Raw genomic sequence first — 17,561 nt, 5'->3', positions numbered from 1 at the left:
GGATGCTCGACGGCACCGACGAAGTCGAGCCGTCACGCCGACGGGCCGACGGTGGAGACGCTGACGAGGGTCATCGCTGTGCGGAGTGCGGGAAGACGTTCGACACGCTGCCCTCGCTTCGCGGTCACGCTGGGGGGACGGGCCACGACATCCACGGTCGGACACGCCAGTCGCCGCGACGGTTCGCTCGCCGACTGAAGACGGCGCTGAACGGCCTCACACCGCGGGACCCCGACGACGACGGCGACTACGACGTCCCGCCGCAGGCGTGGGCGGGACTCATGGTCGGCATCATCGTCGGCCACACGCTCGCGCACGACCCCACGCTCCTCGAGGAGAACGCCGTCCGCATCCTCATCGGCCTCGCGACGGGCGCGGCCTCGTCGATCCCGCGGAAGAGCCCGGTCAAGCCCGAGTGGCTCATCGGTGCGACGATCCGGATGGCGCTGGTCGGAATCGCGTTCGGCATCCTCCTCGTGACCGTCCCGTTCGACCAGCTCGTCCATCAGTTCGGCGCCCACGCCCACGGATGACCAGACGCTCCGTCGGCCCCGATACCCATCGTCGCTACGGCGAGCTTCCGGCGTGTCGGCACTGCCCGGCGTGGGACTGGACGCTCCTGCGAGTGTTCGACGCCCCCGACGCCGACTTCGCCGTCTTCCGCTGTACAGGCTGCGACCACGTCGGCATCATCCGCGATCCTCACGACGACGTGGCGCGGGAGTACCGCGACGCGTTCGAGGTCTGACCACCCCCGACCATGAGTGATACGCCTGACCCCAGCGATCCAGCACCGGGCGATGAATACCAGTGGCGCGACGGCGAGCGCGAAGTCGTCGTCTGGGTCCGCGATGACGGCCTCGTCGCGACGGCGGTAGTCTATCCGTCGATCGAGGAGTTCGCGGCGACCATGCAGTTGGACGCCGTCGAGAGCGCGGGCGTCAACGAGGACGTCGCATCACTCCCTGACGCCGACTGGTTCGCGTCGCTGGACCTCCCGATAGATGACGCGTAGCGACCTCGACCCCCAGGCCGTCATCGATGCGTTGGAGCTCGGGGATGGAATCGCCCTCGAAATCTGGCGCGCACTCGACGAGCCGGGGTGTGCACAGGACTTCATCGACGAGGGCATGCCGCAAGCGACGGTCTACCGAGCACTGGACGAGCTGCATACGGCGTGTCTCATCGAGGAGACCGACAGTAAACTGCGGCCGGATACCCGGCGCCGGTGCCAGTACTACATCCGCCCCAACGACGCGCTGACACTCCGCGTCGTCGACGACGGGAGTCTCGTACTCACGACACACCTCCGCGTCGACCGAGAGATCCGCCGCGAAGTCGATTACTACCACGACCGCCGATGAGTCGCGACCGGCACCTCCTCGTCGGCCGGGAGCGCGACGGCTCCCTCGGCATCGCCGTCGCCCACGTTTCGGACCTCAGTACCGACGGTTCGCTGTGGGCGCTGTGGCCGACGCTCCGGGAGGCCGTCGACTCCGACGCGATCGCCCCGGGAGACCCCATCGGCTCCATCGTCGTCGATGACGGTGCCGTCGTCGCCTGGGACATCCGCGAGCCGTACCGCTCCGATCAGTACGCCGACCTACAGGATTCAGACACCATGCCCGAGACGTTCGACCTCCCGTTCGAGTACCGACTGTTCGACCAAGACGCGACACACAGCGCCATCGTCGTCGACGAGGACGCCGGAACTTACGAGACTCCTGCCGGGGACTCGCTTCGCGGCCAGGGGGTCGTGTTCACGTGGCCTGACGTCGGACCGGGCAACGCACCGCTTGACCTGGTCGACTCGTTCATGCCCGAGACGCTCGACGGGACGGCTCCGCCGCCTGAACGCGAGGCCTCTGGAGACGACTCCGATGGATCCGACGGCTCCGGCGACTCCGATGACGACACAACGGGGACGACCGAGGTACCCCAGCCTCCAGGTGAGAACTGCAACGGACGCAACGACGACGACGAGCTCTGTGGACTCTCTGCCGGCTGGGGCAGAGACGACGACGCGACGCAGAATCCCGGGCGCTGCAAGCACCACAAGGACCAGGCCATCCAGACCCAGAGCGACTCGGGGTCAGACTCGGACGCAGACGCTGACCAGTACGCCGACTGGAGACGATACGGGGAGGAAGAGTTCGGCACCGAATACCCAGGAGCAGAGCGCCACAGCATCGTCATCGAGGGAACCGCCGAGGAGAACGCGTCGACGTACGAACTGCAGGTCTCAACGACGCTCCGTCCCCATCCTGACATCGGGACGTTCGACGACACCGACGAGATTACAGCTGGCGGGAGGGGAGCCGCTGGCGAGGTCCAGGGCGGGACCGATGCGTTCCTGTTCGTGGGGGAACTCACCGCGCTGTCGGTCTCGAATCCGGACGTCGTAACCGTCAGCGTCGACGGCGAGCAGGTCGACCCCGTGACGTACGACGCGCCATGAGCGACCACCACGGCGACCCGTATCGGAAGTGCCAGCACGGAGTGTCCCGCCGACCGGGCGACCGAGTCGGACTGGCACTCCCCCACGACGCCTCTCATCAGCCCCAATGAGTCGAATCGCCGAAGCAGCGTTCATGCCCATCGTCGCCGGCGACCTCTCCGACCGGTTCGGCGACGACAACGTCTTCCGCGAGCCCGAGCTGCCCAGTGGGCGGATCCCGGACTTCATCGCCCACGGGCCCGCCGCAACGTGGGCAGTCGAGGTCGAGAACGACACCGACGACCTCGCCGAGGCAGTCGGCCAATCACAGCTGTACGCTGCCGAGTACGGCGCGGCACGCCACGCCGAACCGCTCGTGTACGTCCCCGACCCCGTCGAGGACTACGCGGAGTTGCAGACCGCCCGCGACGTCGTCCGGGTGCTGACCCTCTCACCTGATCCATGAGCAACGAGACCTGTGGTGACTACGGCGGGACGAACCGCGAGGGGGACCCCTGCGGGGCTCCGGCGGGTCGTGGGACGGACTTCGCTGACGGGAAGTGCAAGCACCACCGCGGGACCAACGCGGACGGCTCCTCACACGAAGAGAACCAGAACGCCACCACACACGGCCTGACAGCGAAGAAGGTCAACGCGTTCTATCAGAACGTCCTTGATGCGGACGTCCAGGCGCTCGTCGACGACATCTTCGACGACTACCTGGAGAAGTACAAGCGCCTCCACGGCGAGCCGACGACGGGCGACGCGGCCGAACTCTTCCGCATCGCCGTCTCGTACGGGAAGCACGTCCACGCCGAGCACTGGTCGATCGAGAAGCCCGACCCGCTGGATTCGGGGCATCCGATGGTCGACCGGGAGACGAAGGTCAGCGAGTCAGGGCGAGAGTACCACACGTACAAGGAGACGGTCGTCGCGAAGGGCCAGGCGCGGCTCTCTCGCGATCGGCGCGCGTGGCTGAAGGACCTCGGCCTCCTGGACGACCCGCAGTCGCAGACGGCCGACGTCCTCAGCAATATGAAAGAGGCGTGGATAAGTTCTGCAAAGAACAAGCAATGATTGCGAACAGGCCGTCTCCTATTAATACATCTTTTTGATTCCTACAACGAACGCAATCGCATAGACAATATTACCAATCACAGGAACGATGATATCGAGCGCTGAGAAACCAAGCTGAACACCTTGAATGGTCGATTCAACTCCGAGTATTCGGAAATTGTATAATTGTGCGCCGACGATGGCAAGAACCATTGCGTTCATCATTACGAACAGGACCCAGACACGCAGAGGCTGGGGTTCAAGTCCTTTCAATCGAGCCAGAGGAATTAGATAGATCTCGCGCAGTTTCCACATCAATCCAAACAGAGAGAGCGCGCCTACGATTATTGTCCAGACGAGCGCCAGTTGCAAAGCGGGTTGGCCCTCTCCAAAGCCTAGAATTATTGCATAAATGGCGGTCCATACGGCGAGAATGAGAAACAGCAATACTCCTGCTAATCGATAAGCACGTTTCTTGATGTATGACTTCACGGCATTATTGTTCCCACTCGAATCAGAGAAAAATGCAGAAATCTTTGCAACAAATTTTGTGGCTGCTATTCCTTCGATCCAGCGCCCAGCCATTAGTGCGCCAGTTACGAATATGAACGTGTGATTGAGGTATGTGTGCAGTCCAAGCATCAAGATTCCCGCACCCGTTATGAGGAATGCAGTCTTATATTCAAGAGTAGATGGTGTGCGGGTGTCGTCGCGCTCTGTTGATTTAACGGACATCCATATGAACCCAATTACCACTGTTCCAACCCCGATCAACAGCAGGGTTGGTCCCAGCCAGGCTGGGACGTAGTCCAGGATGAATCCGACCTGAAGGATGTTCATGCCCACTCCGTGAGGATCTGAGTGATCGCCCAGATAGTCATTACAAGACCAAAAACACCAAAGAATAATCCGAATCCGTAGGTCAATAATTCAAATATGGGGCCAGTAATGTCAAAGAAAATCTGGAAAACGGGGATGTCCTTAAACACACTTCCATTGATGTAGATAGTGTATGCCGCAACCGCGGTCAACACTGCTAACCCAAACCGTTTTGCAGCCGAATTGACCGGCTGCATGAACGGAACGCCTTGTCGGCGTTGGGTGATATTACCCATCCACAACATCCCAATGAGGGTTACCAATAACCCCACATCTGACAACCAACTGACTGGCATGCGAACGGTATATTTTCTGTATAAAGATAACATTTGCGGTCATTCAATTAATCTATACAATATGGAATCGACTAAGTTTGAAAGTGCCGCGGCACGTCCGATCTTTCAAAAATCGCCATATTTGTTTGGATCTGGAATTTGTTTATCGAGGTGTGACGGTGTTAAGTGGTGATTTGAGTGAACTCAGCAAGAACCCCATCGAAAATTCAGGAGCGCCTGCCAGCAAATTACACCGGACCTGAGCGCTACTGGCAGGCCGCCGAGGACTGGTTCGAGATCACACTCTCGCCCGAACAACGAGAGATTCTCGAACACGTCACGACGCATCAGTACACGCACATGGAGGGTGGCAACGGCTTCGGGAAGACGTTCGCGATCGTCGCGCTCGCGCTGGCGTTTCACAAACGACATTACCCCTCGTCGGTCGTCGTCACCTCCGGCACATACGGCAAGCTCAAGCGGACCTTCTGCGCCGACGCCGAGAACTTGCATCGGATCTCGCCGCTGTTCGGCGAGTGGAAGTGGTCCCCGAACCCTCACATCGACATCGCCGGCGAGCCGACGTGGCAGTTCGAAGTTCACTCGCCAAAGGATCCGGGCGAACTCGAGGGCGTCCACAACGACCACGTCCTCGTAATCGTCGACGAGGCCGACAAGGAGGACGTCACCGCCGAGACGCTCGACTCGATGGACTCGCTCATCTCGGACCAGAACGACCGGATGGTCATCGTCTCGAACCCACCAGAGGACGAGACGAACGTCGTCGCAGATCTCGACCAGATCGGTATCCCGGCGACGAAACTGCAGTTCTCGACGTTCGACAGCCACAACGTCCAGGTCGAGCGCGGCGCTCGCGACGGTGACCCCGTACCGGGGCTGACCGGGCTCCACAAACTGAAGAAGAAGTGGGAGGCGCTGAACGGCCAGGCGTGGCCCGGCTACGACGAGGCGCTCGCGATGTCGACGCGGACGTCCGAGCAGTTCCGCGAGGACCTCGACTCACGCTGGTACCGACGCTTCGCCGGAATCATGCCACCGGCCGGGGCAGCGAAGAACCGCCCTATCGACCTCGACCTCGTCAACGAGGCGTACGCTCCCGACATCGATCAACTGCAGGTCAGACACACTCACCCCCGACGCGGTACTGGCGTCGACGTCGCTCGCTCGGCTGATCGGACGGTTCAGATCGACGAGCGGCGTGGGTTCCTCGACGTCATCTACTCACAGCCAGGGACGGACCACACGGTCCAGTTCGAGAGCATCTGGGACAACCTCGACGAACATCCCGAGGCTCCGATCGACATCGACGCAGTCGGGGAGGGGTCAGGCAAAGCCGACGACACGGTCGCTCGGTACCCGGACGTCGAGCGCTTCAAGGCCGGCGAGAACGCCGCCCAACTGGACGAGTACAAGGACCGCTGGACGGAGGGGCTCTGCGAACTCGGGAAGTGGCTGGAACGCGGCGGACAGTTCACCGACACCCGCCTTCGCGAAGAGTTCCAGATCGCGGCGCGGACGCTGACGCTCGAGGAACGCTACTACAAAAGCCGCGACGAGCAGGTCTACCTCGCGGACCCGAAGTCGAAGGTTGAGGACCGCTTGGGACATTCGCCGGACCACCTCGACGCGGCGATCATGGCCGTGCTCGCAGCTGAGGACATCCGCCCGAAAGACGACACCCAAGACGGCTTCATCATCAGTAGTTCATGAGCTTCTTCGACCGACTCCTCCCGACCACCGACGCGGACAGTGACGACGATGCCGAGCAGCTCGGCCCCGACGACCCCGCTCCCCGCGGTGAGTCCCGGTCGACGGGCGACGAGGGCTTCCTCATCTCGTCGACGGGCGGGCTGTACCCCTACAACCGCGGTCGGACCCGGCCACCTGGCACCGAGATCGTCACGGAACGCTCGTCGCCACCGGACGACCTCGGCAGCAAGGACTACGACCGATACGCGAAGTATCCCATCGTCAGGGCCTCGCTACAGACGTTCTCCGACACGGTCCTCGAGCCGGGATGGCGCGTCGAGGCCACGCGCAACGGCGAGACAGACGAACAGATGACCGAGGCACTCTCGCTGTGGGGGTCAAACTGCGCCATCTACGCCGGCGAGACTGGGAAGGACCTTCGGTACATCCTCGACCGTGTCGTCCGCGGCCGTCGCGAGAAGGGGACCCTCTTCATGGAGTACGCGGGGACGCGTGCCGACCCCACCCTCATGGCCGCGCTCATCCTCCACAAGCCGGAGACGTTCAAGCAGTACCACCGCGCCGACACGGCCATCCTCGCCCAGCCGGACGACCCCGTCGACGAGGGACATCCGATGGTGGCGGGCGACCCAGAACGCGCAGCGGCGTACGTCCAGTACGACGACGACCTTTCTGGATGGACTGACGCCGACGAGATTCCGTTCACCATCAACCAGCTCGCGAAGTTCGTCTACGACGCCGACGAGGGTGAGATCTGGGGCGAGTCGATCTTCGTGTCGATCGGTGACCGTATCGATGCGCTCGACCACAAGCTTGACGACCGCGATATCGCCATCCGACAGACCGGTCACCCTCACCGGATCTACTCTTCCGAGACCTGGACACAGGAGCAAGCGGAAAACTACGCCGAGGCGCACGAGGACGGCGACGTCTCTAGCGGCTCGAACCTCGATGCCGACGACAAAGCGGAGACGTTCGCCGGCCGCGTCGACTTCGTCCCCGCGACGGTCGAGATCACGACCGAGACGGGGAGCGTGGCCGACATCGACGACGCGGTGATGGACGACCTCCAGCACATCTTCGCCGTCCTCCCGGTTTCGCGGTTCAAGGTCGCCTACGAGGAGGATATCAATCAGTTCGTCGTCGAGCCCCAGCAGGAGAAGGACGACCGCCTCGTCGACGACGAGCGTCGGTATCTCGAAGACGAGTTCGAGCCAGTGTTCGAGCGGAAGGCCGACGAACTGGTGTCGGGCGACGAGTACCCCGGCGAGGTCTCGTTCCGGGTTGAACCCGACCTCGACGAGAACCCACTCCGTCGCGAGGACTTCCCGACCGAGAACCTCGAAGCGCTCGGGGCTTTCATCAGAGACTACTACCAGTCGGGCGCAACGTCGGACTTCCCACCAGCGTTCGCGGCGATGCTCATGGGCGTCGACCTCGACGAAATGGGCGACCGTCTTGGCTTCGAGGCGGAGGCGCTCGCAGAGAGCCTGACTGCGTCGGAAGAGACCGAGGCTGGCCGCGATCAGCTGCGAGCGCTCAAAGAGGCGCCAGGTGTCGAGGAACTCAACGAGGACGAGAAGTAACTCTGTAAATTTCCTGTGAACTAGATACGACCGTCTAAATAATGCAGAAAATGCAGCTAACAAGTGGAAGTACCGATAGGGTATTCTTCAGGTGCGAGTATTGATGTTAACAGAGATACATTAATACTTTGATGGGACGTATCATCCGGACGATTTGCGATGCTCGACATCGATCGAGACCTGATTAATCAGCTGAAGAACCGAATGTCTGGCAGCTTAATTGCAATCGGGACAGTCGTCGGTGTCGCAGCCCCGATTGTTGAACCCAGTCTCATCACACCGCTAGTCGGTATTATTTATGTAGAAACAGTTCTCCTCATTCTCGTAGTCTCCAATCTTGGAGTACTTTTAGTGCGCGTTTCCGAGACTCGGAATCTCCGTGAGTGGACGCTTCCACTCCGACAAAACCCCGTGAATGTGGAGAGGAAGGAGATGGAAGTGACCCTCACAGAGGACGGCCCTGATCACGTGGAACACCACTACGAAGTCACACCAGCCTTTGATGATCCGGTGAGTATTTTCTATGCACTGATTGGGTCGGATCGAAATCTCACGTGGGACGAGCTAGACGTTCGAGTTACGGGTGGCAATATCAACCCGGCAACATACGAGCGGCGTGACTGGGGAGGCATGACTCGTTTCATTTTTCCAATCCGGTTCAGCGCCATCTCAGAGGGGGACTACAAGGAATTTTCATACGAATACGATGTCGACGCGTTCAACGTTGCGAAGGACTCTGCATATACGGTTATTAGGTCGCTCACGAAGCGGGCAAGAATCAAGATCAACTTCCCGCAAGGCTGGAAGCCTACTGAATACAACATTTACGAAGGAGTCGATAACGACGAACGCGTACTTGGCGGGGATGACCTTAACTTAGTCCACGAAGACGGAAAGTGGATTCTCATTTGGGAATGTACTAACCTCGCTCTTGAGGAGTACTTCAGACTGGAGTATATCGCTGCCCGAGACGAGTAGACATTCGTCTGAACCATCCGGCCCACCAGTTGGTGTCGTGAGCCGTTCGCCGTCATGAAGCAGAGACGTCAACCTCCGAAAAGTGGGCCGGCAAGGGAAGCTTCGAGGATGCGGGAGTACGCCCAGAAACTCCGCGGGCGCTTCGGAGCGATCAACGCCGAGCAACGTCGGGGTATCGTCGAGCACGGAATCTTCGACAGCGTTGACGGGACTGGTTCCGTACGGACAGAGCAACTCGCCTCGGACTGGCGAGCTGACGAACTCACAGCCGAGGAGTTCCAGTTCGACGACCCCGCCGCGGCGACCGAGCGGTTCATGGACTGGCTTGAGCGCCAGCATGAGGCGGGCGTCCTCGACGTCATCGAGCGGAACGATAACGTCTACATCCGGCGAGCGCTGTCGGACGGCGACCGGTGGGCGCTCACGAAGCTTCGGCAGGCTGGCGACCAGGTCGCTCGCACCGTCGAGCGCGTCCCACCTGGTGGGTATCAGATCAACGTCCAGGCAGACACCGCCCGCTTCGCACAGCCGTCGTTCAACGTCCCGCTCCGGGCGTCGACGGTTCGGCTGCTGTTCAACCGGAACTACCGTCTCTTGGAAGGGGTCACCGCGGACGTCGAGAAGGAGGTCCAGCGCGTGTTGTCGGAGGGCCTGGTCGCCGGCGAAAACCCGAATACGATCGCCAGATCGCTGTCGGGTGTCCTGAACGGCGAGGCGAAGAACCGTTCGACGCTGACGGCGCGGCACGAGATCATGTACGCGCACAACACCAGCGCGAAGGAACGGTTCAAATCTCACGGCGTCGCTGACGTCGTGGTTCTCGGCTCGGACCCCTGCCCGCAGTGTGAACCGTACGTCGGCGAGACCTACCCGATCGACGACCTCCCGCAGGGCGGCCCACCGTTTCACCCTCAGTGCGTGGGGACGATCGCGCCGGCGGCGGGCACGTTCACGTAACTCAGTACTATGCCACCTAATGAGAGACACGACCGTCTGAGCCCTGGCGTTGCTCGACTCGCCGGGACGGACGACACCGACGACGATAGCACCCCGGTCCGAATCGTGCCGATTCCCGAGGGCGAAACGACCACCGGGCTCTCGAACGAGCCCACCTACTGGGGGCGCGACGTCCTCAAGAACGCCGTTGAGTCGGGCGCGTTCGACGGGGCGAAGTTGCTGAAGAGCCCCGGTGGCGTCGGCCACAAGGAGATGGAGGCGCTGGCGGATCCCGACAACATCGTCGGGTCGGTCGAGGGCGCTCGCTACGAGGAGGGCGTCGGCCCCGTCCTCGACGGCGACCTCCTGGACGAACATCTCTCGACGCTCGTCGACAAGGGCCTCGTCGGCGTCTCGCCGGATCTGTACCGAACCCTCGGCGAGTTCGACGACGATCTGGAGGCCGCGCCGGCCGAAGAGATCCTGGACGTCCCCTACATCACGATTCTCGATCGGGGGGCGTCGGACGGGGCGACGATCGAGCCCGCCTCCGCGGAGGCGCTCGCCGCCTCGCCAGCGGGGCGCTTCCTCCAGGCAACCGGCTCCGACGCCGACCAGCTCGCTAGTTCGCACACGCTCCGCTTCGACGCGTACGGCGAGATGTTCGGCGACGAGTTCCTCGACGCCGCGGTGTCGAACCTCAACGCCATCGACGGCGTGTCGGCGATGCGGTCGAAGACGAACACCGACCCGACGCTGTTGGCGATGGTCTCGCCCGACGCGGTCGACACGCTCGACACGCTCAACGAGCGCATCATCACTGCGCTCGAGGACACGCCGTTCGAGGTCTACGAGGACTTCGACTGGCTGGACCGCGTGAGTGATCGGCTCGCAGCCGGCGATGACGATGAACAGGCATCTGACGAGGGGGCGGAATCCTCCACGGGATCGACTGACACTACCCCATCTATGGGAGACGAACCTACGAAAGAGGAGCTCCGCGAGCAGCTTGCGGAAGTGAAGGCGGAGCTCAACGAGAAGGACGAACAGATCGACGACCTCGAAAGCTCGAAGGAAGAGCTGGAGTCCGAAGTCGAATCGAAAGACGAGCGCATCGAGACGCTCGAAACGAACGACCGAGTTACGCGGGAACTACTCGCGACAAGGCTTGTAGAAGGATCGGCCGCCGATCCGGAACTCATCGTCAACTCAGACGAAGATACGGAGGTCCTCGCGGAGAAATTCGCGGAGGCTAACGACATCGAACTCGATGAAGACGACGACACGTCGCCGGTTGAGGCTGTCATGGAACAGCTGGCCGAGTCGCCCTCGCTTCGCGGCGGTGGAGATCCCTCGAAGAACGGTCCGGGCAGAGGCACCCTGTCCGAGGAAGACGAAGAGCGCGCCGAGCAGCTCGCGAACAGCGTGATGACGATGCGAGACGTCCAGAAGGCCTCCACCGAGCAACTCTCGCCCCGCGAGTACGTCAAGACACACAAGGGTGTCGACCCTGCCGATCATTCGACGGAAGCGTCCCTCAGAGCGGCGATGAAGAATGGTGACGGAGGCGAGAACTGATGTCTGACGGAGACCTCACGCTCTTCGAGCCGGGCCAGGACGTCACGGTCGAACTGGTTGCGGACTCGTCGGGGAATGTCGCAGGACTCGGAACACTCGTCGAGATCAGCGGTGAAACCAGCGAACACACGCAGGTCCAGCAGGTCGAGACCGCAGGCGCTGGCGTCGCCACCGTCGCTCGGCTCCCGCGTAACTACGACGACACCAAGTCGTACAGCAACGGCGAGGTCGTCGGCGAGGCGGCGGTCCTGTTGCGTCACGCCGTCGACTGGGTCGAAGAAACGACGCCTGGGAGCCTCTCGGCGGGCGATAAGGCGATCTCGGACGCGGGCGGTACCGTCGCAGCGTACGATCCGGGCGGTGGCGACACGGGCGACATGGTCCTCGGACCGGTCTGGACAACGCTCGCTCGCGGGCAGTACGTCGCAGACAAGGTCGCCGTCGTCAGACAGCGGTAACCACCATTCTACTCCCTTACACGATAGCACATGCCTCAAGTCACTTTCCAGAACACCGACGGCCTGACGGTCGAGGTGCTTCGGAACACGATGATCGAAACGGTCGATCAGATGGAACGGATCAATATCGGAACTGAAGACGGCTACGCATCCGCGTCGTCGATCTTCCCGATGGTAGACATGGACGCGCCTGAGGAGGCGTACTACACCTTCGGTGGGGTCCGCGGTGGGATGCCTGCAGCGCACCCCGATGCGGAGTCACCGATCGGCACGCTCACGCTGCCGAGCAAGCGGACCTTCGAGACGCACAGCTACAAGGAGAAGATCAACCCCAAGAAGGAAGTCGAAGTCGAGATGGACCGGACGCCCTTCTCGCTCTTCCAGTACGGGGCGTCGTATCTCAACATCGGGACGTGGCTCACCCGCGAACTGATCGCGTGGCGGGGCGACGAGTACATCGACGGCCTGATCGGGCAGTACGGCGACACGCCGCACCCTGATCTCGACCAGACCAACAACGTCGACACGCCGTCGACGGCGTGGTCTGACACGGCGAACGCGACGCCGTACGAAGACGTTGAGGCACTGGCCTACCAGGTCAAGGACAACGGCCGGCTGCTGAACAACTCGCCCCCACAGCCGGTCATCTGGATGCCGCCGAGTCTCCTCCGAGACATGCGGCTGAACCAGGACCTCCGGTCGAAGATTTCCGACAATCGAGACAAGACACTCGGGGTGTCGGACATCGAGAACCTACTGGCCGACGACATCAGCTCTGTCCAGCAGGTCATGGTCAACGTCCCGCGGACCAACGCCAACGGCGAGTTCATCGACGAGAGCGGCGATGTCGTCGACGACGCCGACGACGCGGTCCTCGATAACGTCCTCGAACCGTACGACCCGAACGCCGACGCTGTCAAGCGTCACGCTATCATCGGCCGCCCCGGCGCGAACTCGGCGTTCATGCCGTGGTTCCTGGACAAGCTGACGACGAAGGCCGACGAAGCGCCGATGACGTCGGACCTCTCGATCGACACTCAGCGTGGGTACTTCACGCAGATGTGGGCCGGCGACGACCCCATCTCGACGTGGATGAAGGCCGGTCAGGATATCGGATTCCACATCCGCCGTCCCGAGAACTGGGCGATTCTCTCGGATCTCTGACCATGCCCAAACTTACGTGGACACTGGATCGGCGTTTCTCAGACCACGCCCACGGCTTCGTCGCCGAGGGGCCAGGGACGTACGAGGTCCCCGAGGAACTCGTCGACGAGTACCTTGACCACCGGTCCGGTGGCTGGGAACGTCCGACTGAGAGCGATGTCGATAGCGAAGGTTCCGAGGACGTGTCTGCGAACGCGTTCGACGCCGCGGCGTTCATCGATCGCTCGTGGCAGAGCGTCACGAGTGACATCGAGGACGGCGCTGTCGACGAGCATCTCGATGCCGTCGAGGCTGCCGAAGAGAATCGAGACTCACCTCGGGACAGTGTCCTGAGCTCGATCTCCGACCGGCGGTGACGTCCCGTCCATCCAGCCATGAGTGACGCAACGACGACACTTCGGTACTCCGGCCCGGCGAACCGCTATCGGTTCCCAGCCGCGGACATCGATGTCACGCCCGGCGACGAGGTCGACGTCGACGCGCGCCGAGAGATCCTCACGCACGTCGACGACGAAGGCGAGGAACACCACAAGCGGCTCGTCGACCTGCTCGTCGACCGGCACGGGTTCGAGCGCGTCGAGTCGGACTATACGGCCATTCTCGACGAGTCGGTCGACGACCTTCGCGAGGCGCTCGCGACCGGAAAGTTCGACGCGCATCTGGACGCACTCGCCCACGCCGAACGCGAGGGTGAGAATCGCAAGACAGCGTACGAAGCCATCGAAGCCAGACGGTCGGAGGTCGAGTGATGCCGTTCCCGTTCGTCGAACGTGACGCACTGGAGCGTGAGCTACAGTACTCGGCCACCGACTTCCCCGGCACCACCAGCGAAAGCGAGTGGAACGGCCTGCTCGAGCACGCGCTCAAGGCCGCATCCGAACGTGTCGAGGGGTACGTCGACGACCAAGACTGGCGTGACGAGGATGCAACAGTCCCGTACGTCGTCCGCGGAGTCGTGATTCGGCTCGCCCGACAGCGTATCGCCGGGATCCGTGAAGACGGCATCTCTTCGGAAGACCTCGTCAGCGGTGCGGGCTACGACTACCGGCCACCGCAGGCAGTCCGTGACGAAGTGAAGGACACGCTCGAAGAGGCCGGGTACCGCACCGGCGACGAGGAGTTCTGGAGTGTCAGCCTCTAACCCATGACAGCCATCACCCACTACCGCAAACCAAACGACGACCACTCGAAGTGGAGCTACACGCTCCTCGGCCGGGACGGCACCGCCCTCGACGTCTCCTCGGTCACCGCCGTCGACCTCTACGTCGACGACGACCAGGGCAACGCCGAAGTCTCCGACCAGACCGTCACGGACGAGGACTTCGCGAACGGCGACATCAGCTACGTGTTCGGGAGTTCGGAACTCGACGCCGCCGGAACCTACACGGGCGAGGTCGTCATCGACCGCTCGGGCGTGTACGAGCACGTCCCGCACGACCGCAACCTCACGTTCGAGGTCGTCGAGGGCGTCCAGGGCTCGTCGCTCGGCGAGGCCGACTTGACCGCCGGGACGCCCGTCGTCCAAGAGCGCAAGCCCGGCGACGACGAGACACCCGTGACCAAGACGCTCCGTGGTCGCAACGGGCAGGCCATCGACGTCTCCTCCGTGACGGCGATCCGGATGCACGTCAACGCGCCCGATGGGTCCTCGGAGCTGTCGGGGGCGTCGCTGACGACGACGAACAGCGGGGCCGACGGAAAGGTCGAGTACGACGTCCAGTCGGGCGACTTCTCGGCGACGGGCGAGTACCCGGTCGACTTCGAAATCGAGTTCGGCGACGGCTCGACGCAGATTGTCCCCCACGACGGCGTCGAGAAGATCGTCGTCAACTCGCAGGTGAAGTGACCATGGGTAGTGTGCTTCTCGGCGCGTGCCTCGGCATCGCCGGGTGGTGCCTCATCCAGATGATCCTTTCAGCCATCTTCCTCGGCGAACAGACGACGTTCACGTGGGCGACTGTTGCGATGAACGCGGGACTCGTCCTCGTGGCACTATTCGTCGCAGTCCTGACCTTCGTCGGGGTACTGTAGATGAGCCACCGCCAGCGCGACACCCACACGGCGACGGTCACGCGCCCCTCGGATACGGACGGCGAGTCGGACTTCATGGGCGCGCCCGTCCAGGACGACAGTGTCGAGGTCGCCACCCTCTCCGTTCGCGTCCAGTCGCCTGCGGAGGCGGGCAACCTCGGGACCGACGCCGCGGGCGAGGTCGTCACCGCCGACAAGGTGGTCTGGACGTCGAATCCAGAGGCCGCACAGGTCCAGGTCGACGACCACCTGACGCTCGACCGGGTCGGCCCGACCGACCCCGACGGCGAAGACGTCTACCTCGTCCAGCAAGTCCGCGAACAGTTCGGCCGGCGCGTCAGCCAGCCCGAACTGTGGGTGTTCGACTGCGACCGCTACACGGGACAGAGGTGATCAGAGATGCCCACCGTCAGCGCTTCGTTCGAGTGGAAGTCAGGGGGTCCAGACCGGCTCAAGAAGAAGCTCCGGAAACTGGAGCAGGTCTTCCTCGACGAGGAACTCCCGAAAGCGATGGGCGACATCGCGCTCCACATCGAGCGCGAAGCCAAACAACGCGCTCCAGTTGAATCCGGGAACCTTCGGGCGTCCATCGCGTCGGTCGTCGAGACGATCGCAAACGGCTACCGCGCGGTCGTCGGCACGAACGTCGAGTACGCGCGTGAGGTTGAGTTCGGGACCGGGCCGCACACGATCACCGGCGACCCACTTCGGTTCACGGTCGACGGCGAGGTCGTCTTCGCGACCGAGGTCAACCACCCCGGAACACCTGCCCAGCCGTTCCTCGGCCCGGCCCTCCGCACGTCGGAGGACTACATCGAGCGCCGGCTCAAGGAAGCGTTCCAGACGGCCGTCGGGAGGGTCAGCTGATGCCTGTCGAGTTCGAGGGCTACGGCGCGTGGTTCCTCAAGCGCGTCCGTGACACGCTCCTCGACGACGACACGGTCATGGGCTACCTGAACGACGAGCCCCGTCGCATCTACCACCGCGAGTCGGACAACCCGCCGACGGGGCTGAGCGACGAGTACCCCATCGTCGGCCTGCAGTTAGTCAGTCCGTCCTCGGACTGGCTGGGGGCCGGCGCGGGCGTGCGCTCCTCGGTCTCGGTGCAGTTCTCCGTCGCCGCGTCGACCCGGTGGTACCAGACACACCCCGAAGAGCAGTTGATGAACGTCGCCGACGCCATCAGCCACCGTCTCTCCCAGGGCGCTGGTCCGAACGTCATCCCACTCGGGGTGACGTCGGGCGCGGAAACCCAGACCGGGAGCGACTCCGACGCCGGGCTGGCGGGCCACACGCACGTGGCTCGCCGCGCCCGCTTCCGCGTCCTCGGCGTGCAGTAGCATCGGCTTTCGACCGACCCGCAGTCCGCGATTCGATTCCTGACAACATCAGACACCAGACATCACCATGAGCGCAGCCAACAACAGCCAGCTTTCGGACGCCCTCAGCGGGGCGTTCGTCGAAATCGCACTCGTGACCGACCTCGGTCAGGCTGGCGAGAGCGAAAGTATCATCGGCTTCACCAAGGGCGAAACGACCGTCTCGAACGAATCGACCGACATGGAGGTCAACTTTCACGAGAGTGAGTGGACTCAGCGCAATCGCCAGCACAAGGCGATCACCATCGAGTTCATGACCCAGTTCGTGAAGGACATGCCGCAGCTCGAAACCATCGGTATCGTCGATTCGGATGGAGTCCCACAGACAGACACCGAACAGGACCTGCGGTTCTACATCTATCCGGAGGCTCCGAACAAGGCTCAGAGCGCCGACCAGGTCGTCGAACTCTATCGGACGGAGATCGACTGGGGCGAGGGGACACTCGCGGGAGATAACTCAGAGCTCCCGTTCACAGGGTACTGCAACGGCGGCTACAAGTTCGGAAAGACGACCGCGTAATCCATGAGTGACACATCAACTGAATCTGGCGACGCAGCGTCGCTAACGCCTGATGATGACGCAGGACACGCGGCCGTCGTAGAGACGGGGCAAGAGCAACGTCGCGAGCAACAGGAGCAGCTGCAGGAGCACCTTTCGGTCAAGGAGCAGCTCGAACAGCGCGCCGCCGAGCAGACCCACACCGTCGACGTGCTCGGGCTGGAGGTGGAGTTTACGCGCCTCCCCAGTGACGACGAACTCGATCTGATGGCCATCGGCCAGCGGTTCCAGAGTCTGGAGGGCGACGACGTCGCCGACCTCCGCGGCGAACTGCAGAGCATGCGCGACGAGGTCGCGCGGATCATCGCCGAGAACGCGGCTGACCCCGATCTCCGCGATGCGACATGGTGGACGGAGACGTTCTCGACCGTCGACCTCGTGAAGACTGGCTCGGCGGTCGCCGAACAGAACGACAGCGTCGACGCCGAAGACGCCGAAGGGTTTCGCAACGAGTAACCTCGGCCTCTGGTGGTTCTGGCTCCTGAAGGAGTTCGGGATGACACCTCGCGAGTGG

26 protein-coding genes are annotated in these 17,561 nt (G+C 62.7%); 24 read left to right on the top strand and 2 right to left on the bottom strand.

The annotated features are described in order from the left end of the window. Positions 1-2 precede the first annotated feature (2 nt). The 7 genes from C2R22_RS06035 to C2R22_RS06005 all read left to right on the top strand — a co-directional run bounded on the left by C2R22_RS06035 (position 3) and on the right by C2R22_RS06005 (position 3,514). Positions 3-533: a C2H2-type zinc finger protein gene (locus tag C2R22_RS06035; protein ID WP_103424965.1), complete on the top strand. Its 531-nt coding sequence runs from the start codon at positions 3-5 to the stop codon at positions 531-533. Continuing rightward, positions 530-748, top strand: coding sequence for a hypothetical protein (locus C2R22_RS06030; protein ID WP_103424964.1), 219 nt, complete (start codon positions 530-532; stop codon positions 746-748). Before C2R22_RS06035 ends, C2R22_RS06030 begins: the two co-directional genes overlap by 4 nt. Positions 749-760: 12 nt before the next feature. Continuing rightward, positions 761-1,015, top strand: a complete 255-nt coding sequence (locus C2R22_RS06025; protein WP_103424963.1) for a hypothetical protein — start codon at positions 761-763, stop codon at positions 1,013-1,015. Continuing rightward, entirely contained in the window at positions 1,005-1,364 is a 360-nt protein-coding gene (locus C2R22_RS06020) for a hypothetical protein (RefSeq protein WP_103424962.1), read from the top strand. The genes C2R22_RS06025 and C2R22_RS06020 overlap by 11 nt, the downstream gene beginning before the upstream one ends. Beyond that, positions 1,361-2,458: a hypothetical protein gene (locus tag C2R22_RS06015; RefSeq protein WP_103424961.1), complete on the top strand. Its 1,098-nt coding sequence runs from the start codon at positions 1,361-1,363 to the stop codon at positions 2,456-2,458. The genes C2R22_RS06020 and C2R22_RS06015 overlap by 4 nt, the downstream gene beginning before the upstream one ends. A gap of 106 nt (positions 2,459-2,564) precedes the next feature. Then, positions 2,565-2,903 (top strand): hypothetical protein, encoded by a 339-nt coding sequence (locus C2R22_RS06010; RefSeq protein ID WP_103424960.1) that lies wholly within the window; start codon positions 2,565-2,567, stop codon positions 2,901-2,903. Next, positions 2,900-3,514, top strand: coding sequence for a hypothetical protein (locus C2R22_RS06005; RefSeq protein WP_103424959.1), 615 nt, complete (start codon positions 2,900-2,902; stop codon positions 3,512-3,514). Before C2R22_RS06010 ends, C2R22_RS06005 begins: the two co-directional genes overlap by 4 nt. 21 nt (positions 3,515-3,535) lie before the next feature. Here the strand turns inward: C2R22_RS06005 and C2R22_RS06000 are convergent, their stop codons facing one another. Together C2R22_RS06000 and C2R22_RS05995 are read right to left on the bottom strand one after the other, a co-directional pair. After that, on the bottom strand, positions 3,536-4,333 hold the full coding sequence (locus C2R22_RS06000) for a hypothetical protein (RefSeq protein WP_162562401.1): 798 nt from the start codon (positions 4,331-4,333) through the stop codon (positions 3,536-3,538). Beyond that, positions 4,330-4,668, bottom strand: coding sequence for a hypothetical protein (locus tag C2R22_RS05995; protein ID WP_103424957.1), 339 nt, complete (start codon positions 4,666-4,668; stop codon positions 4,330-4,332). The genes C2R22_RS06000 and C2R22_RS05995 overlap by 4 nt, the downstream gene beginning before the upstream one ends. A 177-nt stretch (positions 4,669-4,845) precedes the next feature. Between C2R22_RS05995 and C2R22_RS05990 the strand changes: the two genes are divergently transcribed. The 17 genes from C2R22_RS05990 to C2R22_RS24925 all read left to right on the top strand — a co-directional run bounded on the left by C2R22_RS05990 (position 4,846) and on the right by C2R22_RS24925 (position 17,503). Further along, the gene (locus C2R22_RS05990) at positions 4,846-6,378 is read left to right on the top strand and encodes an AAA family ATPase (RefSeq protein WP_103424956.1); all 1,533 of its coding nucleotides are present in this window, start codon (positions 4,846-4,848) and stop codon (positions 6,376-6,378) included. Continuing rightward, a complete protein-coding gene (locus C2R22_RS05985; protein WP_103424955.1) occupies positions 6,375-7,964 on the top strand; it encodes a hypothetical protein in 1,590 nt (529 codons plus the stop codon). Before C2R22_RS05990 ends, C2R22_RS05985 begins: the two co-directional genes overlap by 4 nt. 159 nt (positions 7,965-8,123) lie before the next feature. Then, on the top strand, positions 8,124-8,942 hold the full coding sequence (locus C2R22_RS05980) for a hypothetical protein (protein ID WP_103424954.1): 819 nt from the start codon (positions 8,124-8,126) through the stop codon (positions 8,940-8,942). Between the two features lie 108 nt (positions 8,943-9,050). Then, a complete protein-coding gene (locus C2R22_RS05975; protein ID WP_103424953.1) occupies positions 9,051-9,899 on the top strand; it encodes a structural protein in 849 nt (282 codons plus the stop codon). Positions 9,900-9,908: 9 nt separating this feature from the next. Further along, positions 9,909-11,456: a hypothetical protein gene (locus C2R22_RS05970; protein ID WP_162562400.1), complete on the top strand. Its 1,548-nt coding sequence runs from the start codon at positions 9,909-9,911 to the stop codon at positions 11,454-11,456. After that, positions 11,456-11,914: a hypothetical protein gene (locus C2R22_RS05965; RefSeq protein WP_103424951.1), complete on the top strand. Its 459-nt coding sequence runs from the start codon at positions 11,456-11,458 to the stop codon at positions 11,912-11,914. Before C2R22_RS05970 ends, C2R22_RS05965 begins: the two co-directional genes overlap by 1 nt. Before the next feature lie 30 nt (positions 11,915-11,944). Next, a complete protein-coding gene (locus tag C2R22_RS05960; protein ID WP_103424950.1) occupies positions 11,945-13,078 on the top strand; it encodes a hypothetical protein in 1,134 nt (377 codons plus the stop codon). Next, positions 13,003-13,434, top strand: a complete 432-nt coding sequence (locus C2R22_RS05955) for a hypothetical protein (RefSeq protein WP_162562399.1) — start codon at positions 13,003-13,005, stop codon at positions 13,432-13,434. Before C2R22_RS05960 ends, C2R22_RS05955 begins: the two co-directional genes overlap by 76 nt. A gap of 18 nt (positions 13,435-13,452) precedes the next feature. Then, a complete protein-coding gene (locus C2R22_RS05950) occupies positions 13,453-13,827 on the top strand; it encodes a hypothetical protein (protein WP_103424948.1) in 375 nt (124 codons plus the stop codon). Further along, a complete protein-coding gene (locus tag C2R22_RS05945) occupies positions 13,827-14,219 on the top strand; it encodes a hypothetical protein (RefSeq protein ID WP_103424947.1) in 393 nt (130 codons plus the stop codon). Before C2R22_RS05950 ends, C2R22_RS05945 begins: the two co-directional genes overlap by 1 nt. A 3-nt stretch (positions 14,220-14,222) precedes the next feature. Beyond that, positions 14,223-14,924, top strand: a complete 702-nt coding sequence (locus C2R22_RS05940) for a BppU family phage baseplate upper protein (RefSeq protein WP_103424946.1) — start codon at positions 14,223-14,225, stop codon at positions 14,922-14,924. A gap of 2 nt (positions 14,925-14,926) precedes the next feature. Continuing rightward, positions 14,927-15,109, top strand: coding sequence for a hypothetical protein (locus C2R22_RS05935; protein ID WP_103424945.1), 183 nt, complete (start codon positions 14,927-14,929; stop codon positions 15,107-15,109). Further along, positions 15,110-15,502, top strand: a complete 393-nt coding sequence (locus C2R22_RS05930; protein WP_103424944.1) for a hypothetical protein — start codon at positions 15,110-15,112, stop codon at positions 15,500-15,502. Positions 15,503-15,508: 6 nt separating this feature from the next. After that, positions 15,509-15,976, top strand: a complete 468-nt coding sequence (locus C2R22_RS05925; RefSeq protein ID WP_103424943.1) for an HK97-gp10 family putative phage morphogenesis protein — start codon at positions 15,509-15,511, stop codon at positions 15,974-15,976. Next, positions 15,976-16,449: a hypothetical protein gene (locus C2R22_RS05920; protein ID WP_103424942.1), complete on the top strand. Its 474-nt coding sequence runs from the start codon at positions 15,976-15,978 to the stop codon at positions 16,447-16,449. Before C2R22_RS05925 ends, C2R22_RS05920 begins: the two co-directional genes overlap by 1 nt. A 67-nt stretch (positions 16,450-16,516) precedes the next feature. Further along, on the top strand, positions 16,517-17,008 hold the full coding sequence (locus C2R22_RS05915; protein WP_103424941.1) for a hypothetical protein: 492 nt from the start codon (positions 16,517-16,519) through the stop codon (positions 17,006-17,008). Positions 17,009-17,011: 3 nt separating this feature from the next. Then, positions 17,012-17,503 (top strand): hypothetical protein, encoded by a 492-nt coding sequence (locus C2R22_RS24925; RefSeq protein ID WP_162562398.1) that lies wholly within the window; start codon positions 17,012-17,014, stop codon positions 17,501-17,503. Positions 17,504-17,561: the final 58 nt, after the last annotated feature.

Source organism: Salinigranum rubrum (genome assembly GCF_002906575.1).
In the GTDB taxonomy this organism is placed as follows: Archaea; Halobacteriota; Halobacteria; order Halobacteriales; family Haloferacaceae; genus Salinigranum; species Salinigranum rubrum.
Note: the sequence above shows the minus strand (reverse complement) of the source record. Positions and strands in the feature narration are given on the sequence as shown.

Bases quoted from the DNA above. Each gene is read 5' to 3' on its own strand.
- C2R22_RS06035 (WP_103424965.1), top strand. From the start codon at position 3: ATGCTCGACGGCACCGACGAAGTCGAGCCGTCACGCCGACGGGCCGAC.
- C2R22_RS06030 (WP_103424964.1), top strand. From the start codon at position 530: ATGACCAGACGCTCCGTCGGCCCCGATACCCATCGTCGCTACGGCGAG.
- C2R22_RS06025 (WP_103424963.1), top strand. From the start codon at position 761: ATGAGTGATACGCCTGACCCCAGCGATCCAGCACCGGGCGATGAATAC.
- C2R22_RS06020 (WP_103424962.1), top strand. From the start codon at position 1,005: ATGACGCGTAGCGACCTCGACCCCCAGGCCGTCATCGATGCGTTGGAG.
- C2R22_RS06015 (WP_103424961.1), top strand. From the start codon at position 1,361: ATGAGTCGCGACCGGCACCTCCTCGTCGGCCGGGAGCGCGACGGCTCC.
- C2R22_RS06010 (WP_103424960.1), top strand. From the start codon at position 2,565: ATGAGTCGAATCGCCGAAGCAGCGTTCATGCCCATCGTCGCCGGCGAC.
- C2R22_RS06005 (WP_103424959.1), top strand. From the start codon at position 2,900: ATGAGCAACGAGACCTGTGGTGACTACGGCGGGACGAACCGCGAGGGG.
- C2R22_RS06000 (WP_162562401.1), bottom strand. From the start codon at position 4,333: ATGAACATCCTTCAGGTCGGATTCATCCTGGACTACGTCCCAGCCTGG.
- C2R22_RS05995 (WP_103424957.1), bottom strand. From the start codon at position 4,668: ATGCCAGTCAGTTGGTTGTCAGATGTGGGGTTATTGGTAACCCTCATT.
- C2R22_RS05985 (WP_103424955.1), top strand. From the start codon at position 6,375: ATGAGCTTCTTCGACCGACTCCTCCCGACCACCGACGCGGACAGTGAC.
- C2R22_RS05980 (WP_103424954.1), top strand. From the start codon at position 8,124: ATGCTCGACATCGATCGAGACCTGATTAATCAGCTGAAGAACCGAATG.
- C2R22_RS05975 (WP_103424953.1), top strand. From the start codon at position 9,051: ATGCGGGAGTACGCCCAGAAACTCCGCGGGCGCTTCGGAGCGATCAAC.
- C2R22_RS05970 (WP_162562400.1), top strand. From the start codon at position 9,909: ATGCCACCTAATGAGAGACACGACCGTCTGAGCCCTGGCGTTGCTCGA.
- C2R22_RS05965 (WP_103424951.1), top strand. From the start codon at position 11,456: ATGTCTGACGGAGACCTCACGCTCTTCGAGCCGGGCCAGGACGTCACG.
- C2R22_RS05960 (WP_103424950.1), top strand. From the start codon at position 11,945: ATGCCTCAAGTCACTTTCCAGAACACCGACGGCCTGACGGTCGAGGTG.
- C2R22_RS05950 (WP_103424948.1), top strand. From the start codon at position 13,453: ATGAGTGACGCAACGACGACACTTCGGTACTCCGGCCCGGCGAACCGC.
- C2R22_RS05945 (WP_103424947.1), top strand. From the start codon at position 13,827: ATGCCGTTCCCGTTCGTCGAACGTGACGCACTGGAGCGTGAGCTACAG.
- C2R22_RS05940 (WP_103424946.1), top strand. From the start codon at position 14,223: ATGACAGCCATCACCCACTACCGCAAACCAAACGACGACCACTCGAAG.
- C2R22_RS05935 (WP_103424945.1), top strand. From the start codon at position 14,927: ATGGGTAGTGTGCTTCTCGGCGCGTGCCTCGGCATCGCCGGGTGGTGC.
- C2R22_RS05930 (WP_103424944.1), top strand. From the start codon at position 15,110: ATGAGCCACCGCCAGCGCGACACCCACACGGCGACGGTCACGCGCCCC.
- C2R22_RS05925 (WP_103424943.1), top strand. From the start codon at position 15,509: ATGCCCACCGTCAGCGCTTCGTTCGAGTGGAAGTCAGGGGGTCCAGAC.
- C2R22_RS05920 (WP_103424942.1), top strand. From the start codon at position 15,976: ATGCCTGTCGAGTTCGAGGGCTACGGCGCGTGGTTCCTCAAGCGCGTC.
- C2R22_RS05915 (WP_103424941.1), top strand. From the start codon at position 16,517: ATGAGCGCAGCCAACAACAGCCAGCTTTCGGACGCCCTCAGCGGGGCG.
- C2R22_RS24925 (WP_162562398.1), top strand. From the start codon at position 17,012: ATGAGTGACACATCAACTGAATCTGGCGACGCAGCGTCGCTAACGCCT.